Origin of the sequence: Brevibacillus laterosporus, assembly GCF_030489605.1 — a bacterium.
Classification (GTDB): Bacteria; Bacillota; Bacilli; order Brevibacillales; family Brevibacillaceae; genus Brevibacillus_B; species Brevibacillus_B laterosporus_E.
This window is the reverse complement of record NZ_JAUKFY010000005.1, coordinates 277,629-295,075: the sequence shown is the minus strand read 5'-3', so window position 1 is coordinate 295,075 and position 17,447 is coordinate 277,629. Positions and strand designations below refer to the sequence as shown.

General features: G+C 45.9%; 27 protein-coding genes. 3 read left to right on the top strand and 24 right to left on the bottom strand.

The window, feature by feature from the left end:
* Positions 1–2: 2 nt before the first annotated feature.
* From QZ995_RS08520 to QZ995_RS08480, 9 genes are all read right to left on the bottom strand, one after another.
* Positions 3–1,706: a DNA polymerase gene (locus QZ995_RS08520; RefSeq protein WP_301805495.1), complete on the bottom strand. Its 1,704-nt coding sequence runs from the start codon at positions 1,704–1,706 to the stop codon at positions 3–5.
* Between the two features lie 93 nt (positions 1,707–1,799).
* The gene (locus tag QZ995_RS08515) at positions 1,800–3,230 is read right to left on the bottom strand and encodes a hypothetical protein (RefSeq protein WP_301805493.1); all 1,431 of its coding nucleotides are present in this window, start codon (positions 3,228–3,230) and stop codon (positions 1,800–1,802) included.
* A gap of 2 nt (positions 3,231–3,232) precedes the next feature.
* Positions 3,233–3,628: a hypothetical protein gene (locus tag QZ995_RS08510; RefSeq protein ID WP_301805491.1), complete on the bottom strand. Its 396-nt coding sequence runs from the start codon at positions 3,626–3,628 to the stop codon at positions 3,233–3,235.
* 13 nt (positions 3,629–3,641) lie between these two features.
* Positions 3,642–3,797, bottom strand: coding sequence for a hypothetical protein (locus tag QZ995_RS08505; protein WP_301805489.1), 156 nt, complete (start codon positions 3,795–3,797; stop codon positions 3,642–3,644).
* A 17-nt stretch (positions 3,798–3,814) separates the two neighbouring features.
* A complete protein-coding gene (locus QZ995_RS08500; RefSeq protein ID WP_301805488.1) occupies positions 3,815–4,570 on the bottom strand; it encodes a single-stranded DNA-binding protein in 756 nt (251 codons plus the stop codon).
* Positions 4,571–4,589: 19 nt separating this feature from the next.
* Positions 4,590–4,967, bottom strand: a complete 378-nt coding sequence (locus tag QZ995_RS08495) for a hypothetical protein (RefSeq protein ID WP_301805486.1) — start codon at positions 4,965–4,967, stop codon at positions 4,590–4,592.
* 390 nt (positions 4,968–5,357) lie between these two features.
* Entirely contained in the window at positions 5,358–5,915 is a 558-nt protein-coding gene (locus tag QZ995_RS08490; protein ID WP_301805483.1) for a hypothetical protein, read from the bottom strand.
* Positions 5,912–6,052, bottom strand: coding sequence for a hypothetical protein (locus tag QZ995_RS08485; RefSeq protein ID WP_301805481.1), 141 nt, complete (start codon positions 6,050–6,052; stop codon positions 5,912–5,914). The genes QZ995_RS08490 and QZ995_RS08485 overlap by 4 nt, the downstream gene beginning before the upstream one ends.
* Before the next feature lie 196 nt (positions 6,053–6,248).
* Entirely contained in the window at positions 6,249–6,842 is a 594-nt protein-coding gene (locus QZ995_RS08480; protein ID WP_301805478.1) for a hypothetical protein, read from the bottom strand.
* A gap of 98 nt (positions 6,843–6,940) precedes the next feature.
* Between QZ995_RS08480 and QZ995_RS08475 the strand changes: the two genes are divergently transcribed.
* Positions 6,941–7,198, top strand: a complete 258-nt coding sequence (locus tag QZ995_RS08475; RefSeq protein ID WP_301805476.1) for a helix-turn-helix transcriptional regulator — start codon at positions 6,941–6,943, stop codon at positions 7,196–7,198.
* Positions 7,199–7,426: 228 nt separating this feature from the next.
* On the opposite strand, the gene QZ995_RS08470 is transcribed toward QZ995_RS08475, so the two are convergent.
* Positions 7,427–7,576 (bottom strand): hypothetical protein, encoded by a 150-nt coding sequence (locus QZ995_RS08470; protein ID WP_157452819.1) that lies wholly within the window; start codon positions 7,574–7,576, stop codon positions 7,427–7,429.
* Positions 7,577–7,581: 5 nt separating this feature from the next.
* Positions 7,582–8,952, bottom strand: a complete 1,371-nt coding sequence (locus QZ995_RS08465) for a hypothetical protein (RefSeq protein ID WP_301805472.1) — start codon at positions 8,950–8,952, stop codon at positions 7,582–7,584.
* Positions 8,953–9,144: 192 nt separating this feature from the next.
* On the opposite strand from QZ995_RS08465, the gene QZ995_RS23815 reads away from it, so the two are divergent.
* Positions 9,145–9,309 carry a helix-turn-helix domain-containing protein gene (locus QZ995_RS23815; RefSeq protein ID WP_366919686.1) on the top strand — a complete coding sequence of 55 codons (165 nt, stop codon included), beginning with the start codon at positions 9,145–9,147 and terminating at the stop codon, positions 9,307–9,309.
* Positions 9,310–9,324: 15 nt separating this feature from the next.
* On the opposite strand, the gene QZ995_RS08460 is transcribed toward QZ995_RS23815, so the two are convergent.
* The 5 genes from QZ995_RS08460 to QZ995_RS08440 all read right to left on the bottom strand — a co-directional run bounded on the left by QZ995_RS08460 (position 9,325) and on the right by QZ995_RS08440 (position 13,593).
* The gene (locus QZ995_RS08460; protein WP_301805469.1) at positions 9,325–10,296 is read right to left on the bottom strand and encodes a toprim domain-containing protein; all 972 of its coding nucleotides are present in this window, start codon (positions 10,294–10,296) and stop codon (positions 9,325–9,327) included.
* A gap of 13 nt (positions 10,297–10,309) precedes the next feature.
* Positions 10,310–11,422: an AAA family ATPase gene (locus QZ995_RS08455; RefSeq protein WP_301805468.1), complete on the bottom strand. Its 1,113-nt coding sequence runs from the start codon at positions 11,420–11,422 to the stop codon at positions 10,310–10,312.
* Positions 11,423–11,675: 253 nt separating this feature from the next.
* Complete coding sequence (locus QZ995_RS08450) at positions 11,676–12,482, bottom strand: phage antirepressor KilAC domain-containing protein (protein ID WP_301805465.1); 807 nt, start codon at positions 12,480–12,482, stop codon at positions 11,676–11,678.
* Between the two features lie 230 nt (positions 12,483–12,712).
* Complete coding sequence (locus QZ995_RS08445; RefSeq protein ID WP_301805462.1) at positions 12,713–12,895, bottom strand: hypothetical protein; 183 nt, start codon at positions 12,893–12,895, stop codon at positions 12,713–12,715.
* The gene (locus tag QZ995_RS08440) at positions 12,892–13,593 is read right to left on the bottom strand and encodes a DNA replication protein (protein ID WP_437124724.1); all 702 of its coding nucleotides are present in this window, start codon (positions 13,591–13,593) and stop codon (positions 12,892–12,894) included. The genes QZ995_RS08445 and QZ995_RS08440 overlap by 4 nt, the downstream gene beginning before the upstream one ends.
* A 184-nt stretch (positions 13,594–13,777) precedes the next feature.
* Here QZ995_RS08440 and QZ995_RS08435 point away from each other — a divergent pair, with 184 nt between their 5' ends.
* Positions 13,778–14,080, top strand: a complete 303-nt coding sequence (locus tag QZ995_RS08435) for a hypothetical protein (protein ID WP_301805459.1) — start codon at positions 13,778–13,780, stop codon at positions 14,078–14,080.
* A gap of 147 nt (positions 14,081–14,227) precedes the next feature.
* Here QZ995_RS08435 and QZ995_RS08430 read toward each other — a convergent pair whose 3' ends face one another.
* From QZ995_RS08430 to QZ995_RS08395, 8 genes are all read right to left on the bottom strand, one after another.
* Positions 14,228–14,365, bottom strand: coding sequence for a hypothetical protein (locus QZ995_RS08430; RefSeq protein WP_301805457.1), 138 nt, complete (start codon positions 14,363–14,365; stop codon positions 14,228–14,230).
* Between the two features lie 218 nt (positions 14,366–14,583).
* The gene (locus tag QZ995_RS08425; RefSeq protein WP_301805455.1) at positions 14,584–14,964 is read right to left on the bottom strand and encodes a hypothetical protein; all 381 of its coding nucleotides are present in this window, start codon (positions 14,962–14,964) and stop codon (positions 14,584–14,586) included.
* The gene (locus QZ995_RS08420; protein ID WP_301805453.1) at positions 14,951–15,295 is read right to left on the bottom strand and encodes a hypothetical protein; all 345 of its coding nucleotides are present in this window, start codon (positions 15,293–15,295) and stop codon (positions 14,951–14,953) included. The genes QZ995_RS08425 and QZ995_RS08420 overlap by 14 nt, the downstream gene beginning before the upstream one ends.
* Complete coding sequence (locus tag QZ995_RS08415; RefSeq protein WP_301805452.1) at positions 15,292–15,627, bottom strand: hypothetical protein; 336 nt, start codon at positions 15,625–15,627, stop codon at positions 15,292–15,294. The genes QZ995_RS08420 and QZ995_RS08415 overlap by 4 nt, the downstream gene beginning before the upstream one ends.
* 14 nt (positions 15,628–15,641) lie before the next feature.
* Positions 15,642–15,875 (bottom strand): hypothetical protein, encoded by a 234-nt coding sequence (locus tag QZ995_RS08410; RefSeq protein ID WP_301805450.1) that lies wholly within the window; start codon positions 15,873–15,875, stop codon positions 15,642–15,644.
* A 375-nt stretch (positions 15,876–16,250) separates the two neighbouring features.
* Entirely contained in the window at positions 16,251–16,574 is a 324-nt protein-coding gene (locus tag QZ995_RS08405) for an ead/Ea22-like family protein (protein WP_301805449.1), read from the bottom strand.
* On the bottom strand, positions 16,571–16,876 hold the full coding sequence (locus QZ995_RS08400; protein WP_301805446.1) for a hypothetical protein: 306 nt from the start codon (positions 16,874–16,876) through the stop codon (positions 16,571–16,573). The genes QZ995_RS08405 and QZ995_RS08400 overlap by 4 nt, the downstream gene beginning before the upstream one ends.
* Positions 16,873–17,265: a hypothetical protein gene (locus QZ995_RS08395; protein ID WP_301805443.1), complete on the bottom strand. Its 393-nt coding sequence runs from the start codon at positions 17,263–17,265 to the stop codon at positions 16,873–16,875. Before QZ995_RS08395 ends, QZ995_RS08400 begins: the two co-directional genes overlap by 4 nt.
* Between the last annotated feature and the right edge of the window lie 182 nt (positions 17,266–17,447).

Genomic DNA, 17,447 nt, shown 5'->3' with positions numbered 1-17,447 from the left:
CTCTACACCCCCGTTTTGAACTCGTCAAGAATATCGATAGGTCGTCCGTTATATCCACTTGAACTATAGCGCCCAGTTTTCGTACCTCCCGCCTTAAATTCGGAGTGCAATCTTCCATCCGGCTCTAGCGCGTTCGGAATCTTATTAACGTAAGTCGATAGTAGTTTTTCGTATGCGGCAACGGTTGCCAACGGCGCTAATTCTTCCTCGTCCTCATAGTACATTTCGAGCACATCTGCCGCGGTTGATCGAGTCTTTCCACGTTTTACAAGGTGCGTCCTGTCTCTAATTCCAATGTGGTCGTAGATGAGATATGCTATGTGATTACCGTTAGTCAATTTGAACTCGCCGTCCTCGACGAATAATGGCGCGTGCTTCTCATCTGCCGGTACTAGGTCCTCTGCAAGATACTTAGCTAATTGCTGTTTGGCGGCTGAGTACCTTTTCAAATGCGATTTACCCCGCGATTCTAAATCCGCAATTATCGCTTGTTGCTTGGCGATGTTCTCGTCACGCTTGGTAATTCGTTTCTTCTGCGTTTCGATCCAGTCGGCTACTTTCTTCGCGTTAATAGTCCGATCCATCTTGCGGACAAACTCTATATCAATACCGTATGTCTCGACCAATTGACGCCTTGCTTCCGTCAGCTTTTCCTCGAACTCAACACTAAGTCCGCGCATCATTACGAGATCAATTTCGAATCCGCAGCGTGCCATGAATACGTCCGTCTCCGGTAACTTCGAGTCGATGTTCGCGTAACATTCAAGCAAACGGCCAGTCTTCGCCATCACTTCGAACTGCCATTCGAATAGTTTCCATCCATATAGTACGTCTTTAATCGCGTAGATTCCGACCAGTTCGGTGTTGAACGGAGCTGGCGAGCGATTCCCGAACATATCATCGAATGTGTAGATCGGCCCGTCTATTCCATAGAACCGACCGTATTTCGCGGTCAACGGCTTTAAACCATACGACTCTTCGTGCTCATTCATGAGGTGCATCGCGTCTAATGTGTCCCATACACAGCCGTGAATCTCGTATCCATCATTCTGCGCGATGTGTAAGTCGTACCGCGCCGAACCCATGTGAAACGTCTTTCCGTGTTCTGGGCGCGATAGGTACGGTGTAATTGCGGCTAGTACTTTCGATCGCGTTAGCTGCGGGTCGCCCGCCTTGAACGCGTGTGGCACATCGAAACCATCAACGTGACCGTACGGAAGATAGTAGCCTTCGTTAAGTATCGGAAGCCATATCGAGAACCCTATTGATAAGTCGATGTAGGAATCTATGCCCGTACCCTCAAAGTCGCCTGCGGTCATAGAATCTACGTCTAGTATTCGGAAACGATCACGCCATTCAACGCGCTGTCGCCGAACTTCCTCTCGTAACCGTTCGACAAATGCCGGAAGCTCACAGTCGTCCGTTAGTATGAAGTAATTGTCCGGTTTACCTGCAAGCACTTCCGCAATCCTCTCTTCGCGTGCCTCCGTGGCTTGTGCGGCCATAATACGGCGACCCATTTCGAGGACTTCGGCTTTCGAGAGCTTCTTCTCCGAGAGCCTGCCTATCGCCCCGGAGAAGAATGCGGTCTTGGCTGTTTCGTAGATGACACGTTCCTTGTCGGTTAGTTTCTGAGCGCCGACCCGCGCCCACGCCTGCTCGATCGTCTCAGTTGCGGCAGACTTACGTTTAGTCGCGTCTGCCACTCGTTGCTTAACCTCAGCGTCGGCTACGGTCGGTGAACGGAGTTTTAACGATAACTTTACGGTCAGAGCGACCGCCTCCTTTCGTTAGGATGGCTAGGCTACTCGTAAGTTTACGGTGGATTCTACCGGCGCAATGAGTTCTAGTTCCTCCGGTTTAGTCCACGTATTGTAGTCGCTAGTCACGAAATCCGGCATACTAAGACGGTAAGGCGAAAACTCCCCGTTGGTTCGTTCGATTGTAGTAATAATTCCTACATGCTCGTTTAAACCGTGATAATGCGAGTGTCCAAGGAATCTTACCGTGTCGCCTGCCTTAAACTCGCCAACCTTACGGCCGAGTGCGGCCCATTTCGCCTCCTCATCGGTTGCCTTCTCTAGTTGATAGTGTTTCGCGTAGCCCTTCTTTCCATCTTGTCTTTTAATAGTCAATCTATCATCGTCCTCGCGTAAGCCAACAGTATAGATACCGCCATCATCAAAGCCTAACAGTGGAAGCTCTCTTCCGCCGCTAACCAAACGCACCTTATCGCCCGGTTTAAACTGATCAGCCGCGTGTTGGCGCTCGACCTCCGCAGTCACTTCCTCTTCTGTGGCTACTGTTAGCTCATCAATGTGCGCATGCCAATACGTGCTCTTTGGAAAATCTACACGTACACTATTTCCGTTAACAAAACGTACCTTACCAATATCGCCATTACATACACCACCCCATCCGTACTTAGGCTCTTCTCCGTCAGCTATCATTAATTTCACGTAAACACCCGGCTTGATCTTTTCTCGTTCGATCTGACGTAATGCTTCCGCAACCTCTTCGTCGGTGGCGCGGACTAAACTACTCTCTAGGAACCATCCTGCGACGTGTCCTTTTAGGTCCTCGGCGCGGAATGGCACAGGGTCCTCGTCATCTTCGATAACCTTCACGATTTGCCCAATTGAGGCGCATGTCATATCGACCCTTACCACTTTCGCATACTCCCCGACTTTCAAACGGTTAGCTTTCTTCTTCATCGCTCCAAGTTCGGCAACTCTCGCTTGTGCTGCGGCTAGTTCCTCGTCGATGGAAATCGGCTCTAGTACGGTATAGTTTCCTGATGTTACGAAATGTTCGTCTTCTACGTCATCAATAAAGTAAGGGTCACCGTCTGAGTCAATTTCGGTAATCTCGTAAACTTTACCCGCGGTATAATCCACGGCTGAATCATTAGGAACCACGAACTTATCGCCCACTCTCGCATCTCGCGCGACCTTCCGATAAGTTACGCCCCCATGCGTTACTAGTTCGTTCGGAACAGTGCCGATTTTTTCGAGTAACTCGTAACGATCGAGCCAAGTATCATACTCGCCACCTTCCTCATCAATGATTTGAGGATCGTCGTGATGATCAACTCTCACTACCACATACGGCTTACCTTCCTCAATAAAATACCTTGGCGATTCATCGTAGAACACATAATCACCCACCTGCGCATCACGATCCGTTACCACACGATATTGAACGCCATTTACCGTTTTAATGTTTCCCATTATTAAACCGCCTCCGATAATTGTTTTTTAATAACAGTCGATAACTTGCGCCATTTCTCGTTTATATTGTCCGGCGTCGCCCAGTATTCGGACAGCTCCCGATTTTCAATCAAGTACACTTCGCCGTCCAGCACACCGATGAGATAATCCGCGTCGTCCCGCGTGTAAACATCGCCACTGTTACGTGATCCACATACAACGAGCGCACCACCCCGGTCTTCCCGTCTACGTACGGTCTTTACTTGAAACGTCTGCCAGTTGCGTGACAACGGGTGCCGCGCTACAATGTCATACACTTCGGGGGCTTCGGGATTGGCGATCTCGTAACCGTTAGCAAGGAGCGCCGTTTTCGCCACTAACTGCGAGTGGGCTCCGATATTATTCGAGTAGTTCGCCATCTGGTCGCCTCCTTTACTCGCATAGTGAGTCCGCATACATTAGCGCAACGAACGCGATCAACATGCTTTGTTGTATCTGGAAGAAGTTCAGGTCCGAGCCTACAGCGACAAGCGCCGGCATTACGTTAATAAATACGATGAAAGCAAGCATGATTAAAAACTTACGCATGTGCGGCCTCCTCTCGGTTAAAATGGCAAGTCTTCGTCGGAAACGGTGATCGGACCGTCCTCTAATACCGATTGATCTACGTTCTTCGTCGCATTTTTGAGAATTTCGCGGATATCATCTTCGGTGCGGAAGTTCGCGAGTTCTTCGTATTTGATTTCGGTCGATCCGATAAAGGCACGGGCGGCTTCGAGTACCCCTTCGTCCAGGTCAGCCGATTCCAGCGAGTACGATTTATCCGCCTTGCCGATCGTGACCGCATCGCCCGTCAACGTGTAGTCCGGCTTGAACTTTTTCGCAGCCTTTTCGAGCTTGTCGAAGTCGTCCATAAGATTAGTCGCGTGGAACTCCTTGAGGTCGAGAACGCGCCACGTCTTGTATTCGGGATCGTACACCGGCATCATGAAGTAGAGTTTGCGTTTGGCTTTCGCCTTGCACGATAGGCAATTATTTCCGTTTGGCTTCGCGTACTGATCGAATAGTGTAGCGCCTTCGTCTTCGTTAGCTGGCGCCTTCTTCGGGCTGTGCGAGCACGTATGTTTACGGTAGTAGGTTTCGCGTGACGGGTATTTCTCGCCGTCCTCATGCGTGTAGTAAAAGTACCATTCGGTATATGGCGCGAGGAGGACAAACGTCTTGCCGCCGGCTAGTTCTTGGCGGAGCTTAACGTAGCGTGTGACACCTTCCGGCAAGCCTGCGTTAATGCCTCCGCCGGCTCCTTGTGCCGCCTTGTCGCGCGCCTCTTCACGTTCTTTTAACTTTTCACGGATTCCCATGCACATCGCTCCTTTAACGTTATGATTTGCGGATTGCTTCGAACTGGGATCGTAGTAGGGTGCCATATGAAAGCGTTCTGATAAGCTCATCCACAGCGCCTGCCGTTAGCTGAATCGTGTATGTCTTCTCAACGGCCGGTGTTGTGGAGATTAGCGTGATTGGTTCTTGCTTGGTCAAAGGCTCTAGCACTACGTAATTCTGAAGAGAAGAATCCCGACAGCGACCTGCGTCATCGTAAAATTCCGCATCGCCGAATGAGTCGAAACCTGCTATCATGTAAACCTTTCCTTGAGTTAAATTCCGCCTTGATTTTGTGATCTGGATGAACTCGTCGCCCGGCTTCGCATCTCGCGCAGCCTTACGATACAGCTTACCTTCATGTATAATCGTCTCCATTACCAACACTCCTCGTCATCATTTCGGACACCGGTAGTCCCGCGTCCGCGAGACGGCACTATCGCGGTTACTCCTGCCAACTAGTCGCCTTACAGCCGGGGCCATAGCCGATCTAGCCAGAGGCTCGCCGATCAATAACACCGCCTTGCCGACGCGGGAGGTCGGCCTGCTATTGCTAAAATATTGAATATTGCGTATACTCCTCCTAGGGACATGCTTACTTTCGTCCGATCTGCGGCTTGCCCGGATCGGAGCCGTAATGGCTAGGGAGGAGGTGATCGCGTGAAGTGGATACAACACTTGCGCGACACTGGGGTACTTGACTTGGCTCTTGTCATCCTGGCTGTCCTCGCCCTCCTGCGCTAGTTGCGGGCGGGCTTTTTTATTTCACTACATATACGCAGCTACGGACTTAGCGACGCCCCGCTTATCGTGCTTAACCGCAAGTAAATCATCGTCCAATTGCGTAAAATATTCGTTGATTGCTTTGATACGCGCCTTATATGCGAGTTTCTTCGATTCACTCCGCGATCTAAGAAACCGTAGGTTTAACTCCGCCTTTTCGATTTCAAGTTCCGCTTTGATTAACGTAATTTTCCGACGTAAAGTCCGTTCTTGCGTTTCTATCTTACGTAACTCACGCGACAGTAACGTCTCTACCTTGTTTCGTATGACTGCTCGCGGTTTTGCCGGATGCACAGTTACGACTGTCAACGTATTAGCCGCCGTTTCTCTTACGATAAAGCAAGCGCGGTTGTATCCGTATAAGTGACCGTGCTTTTTGTCGATTCCGATTACGTGGCTAATGTACTCGGCTTTTTTCGCCGTTTCCGCCACCCAAGACGCTGCCTTTCTCGGTTCGATACCGAAATCTTTCGTCGCTTCTTCCATCGCGTGTTTCGTAATGCGTAGGCGCCTTCCGTTTAGTCGATGGGCGAGTGTCGTCATCCGAGCCGCACCGCCTTTCGGATCGAGGCGGATGAGGTGGAAACGGTAATCGGAATATAGACCGCAGGATCATCATAGGGCGGGAAACCTCCGTTGTAGATATATTCGATATTTTCGGATTGCTTACGTTTAGGCATCGGGATCATCTCCGTTTCAAGAGTAATTTTTTCGCTATGTTTGACAGAACGTTCTGTATAATGGCAATTAAAGATGGTTAAGATTTTGTAATAGCCACTTTGTTTTGATTGAGAACAGCATAGAAGTACTCTATAATGACAATAAGAAAGAGATACGACGCGTTTATACTCGTACGTATTAATTTCTTAAGTTTTGTTAGGCTGTCTGTGAGAGGGCGGCTTGACAAAATGCTCTAAATCTTGTGATGGCTCGTCTATGTGATTCGGGTTTACCTCCAAAGAGTTGCGCTAACAACTCGGAAAGAGATGAATCATTATAGAAGCCGTCAGACCAAGCGAGTAGGATCGCTTGTTTTCTCAGGTCGCCCTTCGCTAAAAGGGCGATTTTTTCTTTTATTGACTCTCTGTCGATTACGGTACTCTCGATATCCGCTAAAATATCAGGAAGTACCTCGCTCAGCGTGTTTCTGTCCTCGTCGATGTATTCGTTCATAGACGTTAGTTTCTCACGAGTGAACTTTCTGTTTTTGATAAATTGTCTAAATGCCCTTTCTAAATTAATCCTTGCAAGTTGGCTGAATGACCCTTTTTCTTGCTGGTAACTATCTATACTCTCGTCTAATCTATCTAATAGTCGCTTTGTTAGAGTAGCTTCGTTTTGTACCTTGAACCAGTTTTTGTACACGTAATCATTTATAATTGGCACAAAATCTTTGTAGATCATTTCTCTTGATCTTAAGCATCCGGACTTAGCTGCTAATACTACGTTTTCTATTTTATTATTTAGCAAACTCAATTCCTCCTTTATACTATTAATAGGGCAATGCATTGAGCAGAATTGGGACATCTTTCTAAAAAAAATTTAAAAGTCTTTATCAGAGGTGCCGTATGACGTTTAAAGTCGGAAGGTGCCGCTTGTATGAACGGTTAAAGATCGCTGATATGACGCAGACTGACCTTGCGGAAAAAATCAAGATGAAACGCCAACAAATATCTGATTACGCAAACAACCGGAATGTCATGTCACTTTCTAACGCGAAGTCTATTGCACACGCTTTAGACTGTCATATCGACGATCTATACGAGTGGATCGAAATACCTCCCTCGAAACGAAACCGTAACAGCAATCGGGACCAAAAAGAGTAGCGGAAGCATCCGCTCTCACCGACTTTTGTACCGAAGTTTCGGTAACGGCTTATTTATCATTTACCTCCCTTATTTATATATCTCATTTTCCTGTCTTAATTATTATTTGCGTTTATTGAATTTTACATTTCATAAAAAAGCTTAAACATTTCGATTTATTTCGACATTTTTATTGGTTTTTCCGACAAAAAAAAGACCACCCTCAACTGGGCGGTCCCATCTTCTGATTTATCCATGCTCTCCCACATTATATACGGTCATGTATCCACGCGCTGTATCCTTACTAACAATTCCATGCTCACCTACGTTGGCACTCACGGGGGAATTTGTTGTGAATACAGTCAAAACTAGTAAAAATGCTAAGGCTAGCTTTTTCATAAGAATCATCCTTCCATCATTGAATTGTACTTTTCACGCTGTTCTTGTGAAGCCTTATTGTAATGCTTTGCGAAAACAGCGGTGATTTTCTTCGATCGAAAATTATTACCCATGTGCTCTGACCACTCCAGCGCTATTAACAACTTACTGAGTCCTTCCTCAAATCTGTTCATACACAGAAGATAACTTCCCATCAATTGGTTATAACTAATTCTATATTTAATCCCCAAAGTGTAAAGTTCGTTTTCTATAAACTTAATTAAATCTCTATTATCATGTAGAAATATCGTAGCCTCTTTAATCTTTCCCGTTTTTAAATACGCGGAGAGAGCTGTTGGAACAATCGACCTCATATATTCCCTTCGACCATTCGCCCATTTAAAAAATTCATTTATGGATTCGATCTTACCTTCCTCAATCTCAGTTAACAAACGATTTCCTAAGCTTAAATCAAAAAAATAATCATTTATTTTAGAATATTGGTCAATCAATTCATAGACATAGGGATACTTTCCAGCTCCTTTCAAAGAAAAACTTAGATTCATCAACGACTCGGCATAATAGTTATCTAGCTCATCCCTCGTTATCCCACACAATTCTAAGTTACCATCATTTAGCAAGTTTTCACAGTATCGTTTTGCTTCTCTCGTGTATCTCTCTGTATTCTCGAAATCTTCAACGAGATTATAGAAATATGATATTTCTAGTAGCGAATCAAGGTACAATTTTGGGGTTAAATGTTTTTGGACTCCTAGTAGTTTTACTAATGCTATATAACTATTTTTCGAATTTTCGCCTCTCGTTCTCATGAAAGAACGATGTATTAAAAAGAGCCTGTACATGCTGGTAGCGTAGCTTGTCGTTATTTGCCCGTCCCATCCGTCACGAATCGCAGAGTATATATGAACTGCCTCATCATAAAGATGCCTCTCGTATAAACTTTCGGCCAGTTTGAATAATGTTTCTAAAGACTCCTTTTGGTTCAACAGTAGGAAACTCGTTCTATTGGCTAGGTCTGACATCCCTTGTAGTAAGCATTGTTCAATGAATGACTTGCATTTCTTAATATCCAGTCTACCACTTTTCTTATAGCACTCGAAAACAAAATAACTATAGAAGTATCCTTGTTCAAGTCCCAAAGCTGACGTGAGCCTATCGAGTAAGTCTAATGTAAACGCAGTATCTGCATTGGAAGATAGTATCTTGGATAGTCTACCCTTGGAATATTTCATCATATCAGCTAATGTTGACATTTTTACAAATCCAAAAGACCACATTTTACGTTGAATCAATTGTCTTAGTTCCACACGCATCAGGTGAACGTCTTGATCTAAGTATTCTCTGCGTATAGAGTTCTCTATAGTTACTATCTCCATAGATTTCACCTCTCGCAATACGTCTCATAATGGGATTATACATCTCATTATGAGATTTGTAAACACATAACGGGACGTTGTTTTAGCTTAATAACTATGTTACTATGATAAAAAGAAAGGAGTTGGATTAATTTGTCATCAAAGCGAGAACTTTCACTTGAAGGTAATGAACTAAAAGATTTAATAGACATAATGAAAGCTGAAAATAAGATAAAAACTTATTCCGAACTGGCCGAGTTATTAAATATTAACGTAAGTACCTTTAGGAATAGACTACATCGCGATAATATGAATTTTAATGACGTGGTAAAATTAGCTGACTTTTTAGGGTACGAAATGATTTTTAGGAAAAAGTAGATCAATATTCCTAAATTATCCTATACAAATATTAATATTAATAAAATTATTTTTACTTGTAAACGCCCTCATATAGTATTTCATCAATTCCGCACTATTTTTTATTTCGTTTGGGTCCTTGTACCGAAACGGATACCCTACGACGTTAACCGCCATGTATCCCGACAGTCCTCCGACGACCGCCCGTTTCATCTTCTGTCCAGCCGAGTCGTGGTCCGCCATCACCCCGATAATCTCTATCGGGCTCTTCCGCAAAGCCTCCGCCTTCTCTTCGCTGAACACCGAACCACCTAACGCTACCGCCGGCACCCCCGCACTCCACAGATACATTGCGTCAATCTCGGATTCCACGAGCACCGCTCTTGTAATTCTCTGCTTATAAACGATGTCCAGCCCGTACACCATTTCACGTATAGGTCGCCCTCCCTTTGCGTACCAGAACGTCTTCTCGTTAACCTTCCGATATTTAACGTTCCCTAACGTTCCATCCGCGTTAAACCAAGGAATAGTAATCGCGTTAGTCCTCGGATCATAGCCCGTTCGGAACATCTGCTGTATCTCATCGGTTATACCTCGCGAAGCTAAATACGGATGGTCCCTGCCTAGGTACTGTTCGTCTAACGGCTGGATTCGCGGCTGGTCTATACGTAAGCGCCCCGACAAATCTAACGTAAGAGTCTCGGGATCAACCGTTCCCTCCCCGTACTTCCACCGCAAGTAATCCTGCGTCTCCTCTTCCGTTTCCTCCCGTAGAAACGCGAGCAACTTCACGATCCCGCCGCGTTGGTAATCCGGGTCCTTCGCGCCCATATCCGACCAATAGCCGGCCTTTGCCTTATTGCGAGGGTCATTACTATCGCGTAACCATACGTAGAAGGAAGGCGACCGATCCCAACGGAAGGGGCTGGCCGCAAGTAGCTTGTCATCCGTCCACGTTGCGGCCGTCCACGAAAACTGCTCGAGCTCAGCCCGAATATCTATCTCCATTTGTACGTCCTCCTTAAAACGGCATCTTAAATTGATCTGCGGCCGCCTCTCCGCTTGGTAGTTCGCGCACAAGCCCGTAGTTCGGCATGTAAATGACTTCTAACGTGACACCTTCGCCACCGTTGCGCCCTTTATTTAACTGTATAACCCCGATTCCATCCAACGTATCTATCCCGATAGTTAGTGCCGAATCCTGGAGGAACGACTTACTCTTCATTAGTTCAGCGCGTGTGGGCGGTCTAAGCTCTCGATTGCCCTCGTCGTCCCTGTCATCCCGGACCTCTTCCGCCTGCGTAATGCCGTGGATAACGCATTGATATCGACCTGCCAACGCCCTTATTTTGTTCGAAGTCTCGGTCGCGTCGCCTCCGGTTGTCTTAGACCGGTTCGCCTCGTAAGTCATGTAATAGTACGGGTCAATAACAACAACATCCGCCTTTGTTGCCACAATGTCAGCTTCTAGGTCGCGAACTCTACGAGAAGAGAAGTCAATGTCATCTACCGTACGAACGACAATGGTACCTGGTATGATCTCGTTGATCTCCGTTAAAAACTGTTCGAATCCCTTTTCAAACTCTTCCGTTAATTTCCCATTAAGTAGCGCTCTGTTCTCGAATCCTACCTCATAATCCACACCGTCAATGTTTGCGTTAACAGCTCCTTGGCGTGCTGAGATAGATGAATAGGCACGGGCCATCCATTCGAATCGAGACATTTCCATCGCCCACACAAGTACGTTTGCGCCTTGAGCAGCGGCTTCTATCGCTTCCTCCATCGTAAATATAGATTTACCTCGGCCACTCCGCCCGTACCACGTATAAACATTGCCGGAAAGGTAGCCGCCTATCTCTTTATTAATCGTAGGGAATTTCGACTTCCATATCTTAAACGACGTTCCTTCCTTACGTTTTCGATATTCGTCAAGAAACGTTACCGTATCACGTTTAATATCCGTTCCTATCTTTGATCGCGTAGTCGTTTCCGCCCTGATATGCTCTGTTTGCTCGATGAGCCACGCGGCAAACTCTTCCGTCGACAGTTCCGTAAACTTATTCCCAACGTCCTGTCCAGTTAAGAACGAATGAAGCCGTAACTTGCCCGCATCGTTCCTTATCTTACGCGCCATGTACTCGAAGGAATCGCCGACTTCCGGCAGGTACGTAAAGCCCGCACACTCAGCGACTACAGTTCGATAATCCGGCGCCTGCCCTCCGTTGCTGTCCGCGTAGTCCTTTATGAACCGGTAGGCCTTCCGTTCAGCTTCCGTGGGGAAATGCTCGGCCCGTATGTCGTATCGAAGAAATGCGCCTGTATCGTTTGTGTCAATCACTTTCGATAGAAATGATTCACCGTATGCCAAAACCGCTCACCTCCGCTAGTCAAGAAATGTCTACAGAGCCTTTACCAAAATAATACTCGATTTGAGCTAAGGGCATGCCGTTGATACGACGGGCACCGCCATTCCTTTCTAACAGTTTGTCAATGTAATCTAGCCCCTTAGCCGTAACATAAGTAATCGGAACGTTAAATAGGCTGCTGTTTCCGAACGTCCGTTGCTTTACCACGAAGTAGCCCTCGTTAACATACATCTGGTAGGGCTCGTTTTTGTGATTTAGAAGCTTAATACCTCGTAAGAATGCATATAACTTCTTTTCGCCAATCCCTAATGATTTACCTGATTCGCGAATAAGTTGGTAATTGTCTGCGTTTATGAATCGATCATGAGCCTGTACCTTTGGTTTCTGTATAGATAATTGTTCTTCTGCAAGAGATCGGGCCTCTTGCTCTTCTTTCAATTTTGTAGCTAGTTGAATTAAAAAATCTGGGCTTGTGAGGGCTTTTTCTAATGTACCCTCAGTCATATAAGCACCGTGCTTACTAATTGAAGGTAATATCTCATCAAAAATCCAATATTCAAAACGTTGAGAAGATGGCAATTTAGACTTTGCTATGAGACGGTATAGATTGCCTTCATTTATGAATTTCATTTTTTGTTCTCCACCTGATGTAGGGACTGAACGAATCGTGCACCCCTCTTCTCGGCAGTGATCTCGGACAGCTTTTTGAGGATTTGAGTACCCCAAAGACTTAGCAGAACTCGTTGCTCCGAACCACTCCCTTCCGTCTAAAATTAACACTTCTACTTCTCCAAAGATTTCGTGTTTAAAAAGATTCAGATTGACCATACGTCTTCCCTCCTTTTATCATGCAATAGTTTGATCGGTTGCTCCTTTTCTTTATACCACGATGTTTTTGTACACTCGTTTTTTCAGTGATAGCAGATGTAAATAAAAGTAATTTATTTTGTGCTCTAGTACTATCTTTTGTGCTATAGTGTGATTATTTGTGATTAATTTTAGAGTATTTTTTTAAATAAAATGCTTGACAGATTTTTATTTAGGTATATTAAACATACTTATAAAAGACGTCTTCCCCACTCTGACAATTTCTCCGACAACCGATCCGCCTTCTCATCCGACAGCTCCCCGAACTCATTCCGAAACTCTATTAGCAGCGCGTAATCAAGAAAAGCCTCTGCGCAGTAATCCCGTTCCTCATCGGTCATACGCGGCTTCGTACGGAATAATCTCGCAATCATTTTCGCATCCCCCTCTTCGAATCGCCATTGAACCCTAGCTGCAAGCATTGCTCCCGCACGCGATCCGCTAGTCTTTTATCATATAGAGTAACCAACTCTTCCATCGGTATGTTCGAGGTGTAAACGGTGGGTATCCGATTCGTCACCCGATGATTAATAATCGTATGCAGATCGCCTCGAAAAGCCTCGGTCGCGTCCCGTACTCCGATATCGTCCAGCACCGCGAACGGAGCATTAGTCGCGTGCTTCATCCATTCATAATATTTACCGGATGCGGGCTCGGCAATGTGGTCGGGTACTTTCGGTCTATTAAACTGATTAAATAGCGTTTGCCACTCGTTTACGTCGAGGAAGAAGACTGGCCGCTGTAACGGCTGGAGCCCTCGTTGGATTGAGCCGATATAGTGCGTTGTCAGGTACGCGTTCGCAATTGCGGCGGCTGTCGTGGTCTTGCCTGTGCCGGGTTCATACGAGAATAGATACAGCGACTTGATACGTTCAGAAGGTTCTGAAACCTCGTTGAATTGGCGTATAAACGTCGCTATATAACGTTCGATATTCGAATAGATACTACGCTGTTCGACGCGTGGCGGTGCCGTCTCGACGGTTACAAGAGCGTAGTCACTTGGGATGCAGGCGGCGGCTACTCGGCCCCCTTTTCCGCTGGCTCCGTGCATCGCGATGAAGGACGGGCACAGGCGGGTGCAGGCGGTCGGGTCGGTAGCATGGCGGCAGGGTTCACGTAGGATGCAGTGTGGTGCGTTTGTCCCTATACTCAATCACATAACCCCCTAATCGTTCACAAATTTGCAACTTTTTATTGATTACCCCGTTTTGGAAGTAAATATAATATCTACATCACTCTTGAATGGAGGTTTTATCATGAAGATTTCTAGTTTTATAGTAACTTCTATGATGGCAATCCCTCTTCTCTTTGGAGCATCAGTCGTACACGCAGATTCCACTAGTAGTAAAGGTTCGATCATGGCAAAGTGTCCTGATGAGGTGCAAGTGTATTGGCCCATGTCGAAGTTCCCTAAATCTTCCGACGTTCCCTCGACAGCCGCCGACTATAAAGACCGAAACTACACAATTACAAACCTAAAGCTAGATAGAGTCACTACAGACTACTACAGACCGGGTTACTGGGTAGGAATTTATAAAGGAACATGCACATGGAATTAACATTTACAGGGATTGCTGGACTTGTTCTGGCAACCCTTTATTTACTTTATAACCACTACGTAGTTCATCCGTACTCGTTACTTTTTCCCCTCCAAATAGTAATGTAAATTAGAATCACGAAATCACACGTTATCAAAAAATAATATTCTATTCCTCGTTAAACATTTGCATTGCGTCACTGTACCCGCGCCAATTGTCTACACCACATGCCTCAAGACAACTTAGCATGTAACTGTCGTTCTGTAATTGCTTGTATTCTTGCACTGAAATAGTTACGAACTCCATTTCCATTCCTCCTCGACTATTAGTTTAGGTAGTTAGTTTTCTACCACATTTAGGACAATAATATACATCAATTCTATAAACCTCATTACGAAAATGTTCTATAAAAAGATAATGTCTGTTTGTACTCTCATCATATATAACCCCGTCATCTCCTCTAAGATAGGTTTCGTCATTGTATCTATGGCAATATTCGCACATATTCCGCACCTCCCCGTTATTTACAACCATTCCGCAAGCTCCTCCGTACTCATTACGTTCTCCTTCGTTGCTACTCGTCTTTCCTCGCGCAGCACCTTCGCCAGTACCCGCGCCCTCATATACGTATACATAAATGTAAAGGTCAACGTTAGGTACTGTCGCGTTGGCTTATAATCGCGGAAGCATCCGTCAATAAACCGTTTGACTACTTCCGTTCCGTGTTCGTCGATCATCCGTTTGATCATGCCTTGCTCGGACCGCCAGCCACGGGCAGGAACGTAAGGGAGTCTGTAGAGTTCCTCGTGTTGGTCACGTAGATACTCGGTAAACGTAGTCGTATTCCAATCGGCAATTTCCCGTTCGCGCCAAGCCTTCGCAGGCGGGAGTTTACGCTTTGTCATCGAGGTCCACCTCCTCTGATTCGTACTCCATCACGAAATCCCAAAAGTCCTGACAACCGTAGGAATCGAGCATACGCCCTACAGTAGATTCAACCGCGCGAAGTCTTCGTTCCATCTGCGCTACTTTCATTTCCGCATCCAGCGCCCTTTCAATTGCGTGAGGCCATCCGGTACGGGCTTCAGCGATAAACGTCCACCCGCACTCCGTACAACTATTCGCCATAGCCTCGTTGCATATCGCTAGGTCAGCCGTTAAGTCGCGCTTCTCACCCGCACAATATGGGCAAGGCAGTTCACTTTCGTAATAGCATACGCATCTGTCCGTTATCATCCCAATACTTCCTCCTCTCCGCCTAGATAATCGATGATTCCCATGTAGTCGAACTCACTCGCGAGAGATCGGACACCCTCAAGAAGTCCACACAACCGTTCTACCTCCGCTTCGGCGGATAACGCCCTTTCAATCGCATGAGGCCATCCGTCACGAGCTTCGGCGATAAAACGAGCGTCTGCCCTCTCACCGCAACTAGCAACAATCACACCGCCTCCCCATGACGGGATAGACGTTGCCTCTACACAATACCCCCCGTGATAATCCTTGACCCAAGGCCCCTCTGTCGCCGCGTTACATATCTCTAAGTCTTCGTGTAGATTCCGTTCCATTCACACATCGTCTCCTAAAATAAAATCGTTGTCTGAGGTAGGTAATGGTAGTACATGTAATCCAAAAGAAAACCGTCCGCATCAGACTTGCTAGAATCAGTTTGTTTTGTTTGCACATGCTTTGGCCCATAGCTCTCTATTCTTTTTGGAAGCTCATAGCCTATGCACCATAAAATAACCGCGAGCAAAACGGCACATTTAACTCCCCGCCATATAATTTTCCACGCAAACCGCTCTACCTCACGCACTATCCATCGCTTCCTTTCCGTAGTCGTAGCGCGTGCCATTCGCAAAAGTGTCGAGTGTACGCCTTATCTGCGGCGATCTGCCGTTTGACCGCGCGTTTTAATTGAAAAGCGTGATAAGCGAGTTTGATTCGGGTTAGCATTCGGAGACACCTGCCCTTTCCCGTATTCCTAAAAGCACTGTTAGTTGATTGTAGATTCCAAATACTGTATATTCAATATGAAAGGTGGGGAATCAATGAATAAGTTTGAATGTTTCGTACTTTATTTTTTCAGCTTCTTATTCTTTCCATTAGGCATTATTTTAGGATTAGCTTTTTTGTTAGGAAAAGATTCTTCAATAAGAAGAGTTGGACGAAACTGCCTGTTTTCAGCTCTTTATTCATTTGCAGTACTCGTAACGATAGGAGTGATTAACTTTGTTGTTTCATGATTTATTTCGCCCGTTTCACATCCTAATCGAGCAATGACGCTATTTAATCGTTCAATCTCCGCTAGTAACTTCGGTATGTCTTCGCGGGCATGGGCAATGAACTTTGCGTCTTCTTCCCGATGAATAAGCGAGCGATCCAACTTATCGTATACATCGTATACATCGTATATATCGAAACACACCATCTTACCAGGAACCACTCGCCAAGGTCCTTCCGTTGCCTTCTCCACACGTTCCCGTATCGCTTCAATTTCTTCACGCGTCATCATATTAGCCCACGATCCCCTTTCCATTCGATCTCCGGCAGACCTACGGTGTTTAGGATCTCCTCGACATCCTCGTCGTACGTAAAGCCCGGAATACAAAACAATATAGTAAGCGCGTTAATTAACGTATCACGTAGCTCCTTATCGGAAGCGTATTCGACTACATACTCGTCAACACCAACAACGGCTTGATTCAAACCGGCCAGTATTTTCGTAATTATCTCATCCTTTCGCTCAGCTCGTTTGATTGCCGCTGTCTGCTCGGGGTCAAATAAAACGTAGGGTCTTCCGCATACCATGGTCATCTTCCGATTCCTCCAATAGCGTAGATAATTTCAAGGATCGCGTAATACTCCGGGTTAAGTACGTTCAGTATCCCGTGGATAGAAACGATGCCTCCCACTATGACGGCGACTATCGAAAGCCCTCGGATAACCCAGTAGTCCTCACCGGTAGGATTGACGCGACCGAACCAGCCTTTTAGAGACGCGTTATGTTCCTCGATTTCAATACGTCTTTTCTCCGTAAACCTCCACCCGAACCAAGCCAAGACCATTATCGGTATCAAAACCGCTATTTTCACAATACCTACCGTAATTTGCTGTTGAACTAATAGCTCGAAAACGTGTCCGCTGGCCGTTCCGAGTTGTGACGCTAATTGTTCCAGATAAGCCGCAATTTTATCGCTGGTCATTAGGACGCCTCCTCCGATTAGTTATTTTTGTCCCATGTCTTCACGCTATAATTCGCAGTAAAGGAGTGTGAACTATATTGACTATTTCGTTTTCTTACATCGTTTCTCGCGAAGACATCTCGCTGATTATTCCGGTGTTAGATTCCGCCGCGATCCCGTACAAGCTCGAATGGAACGGCGGG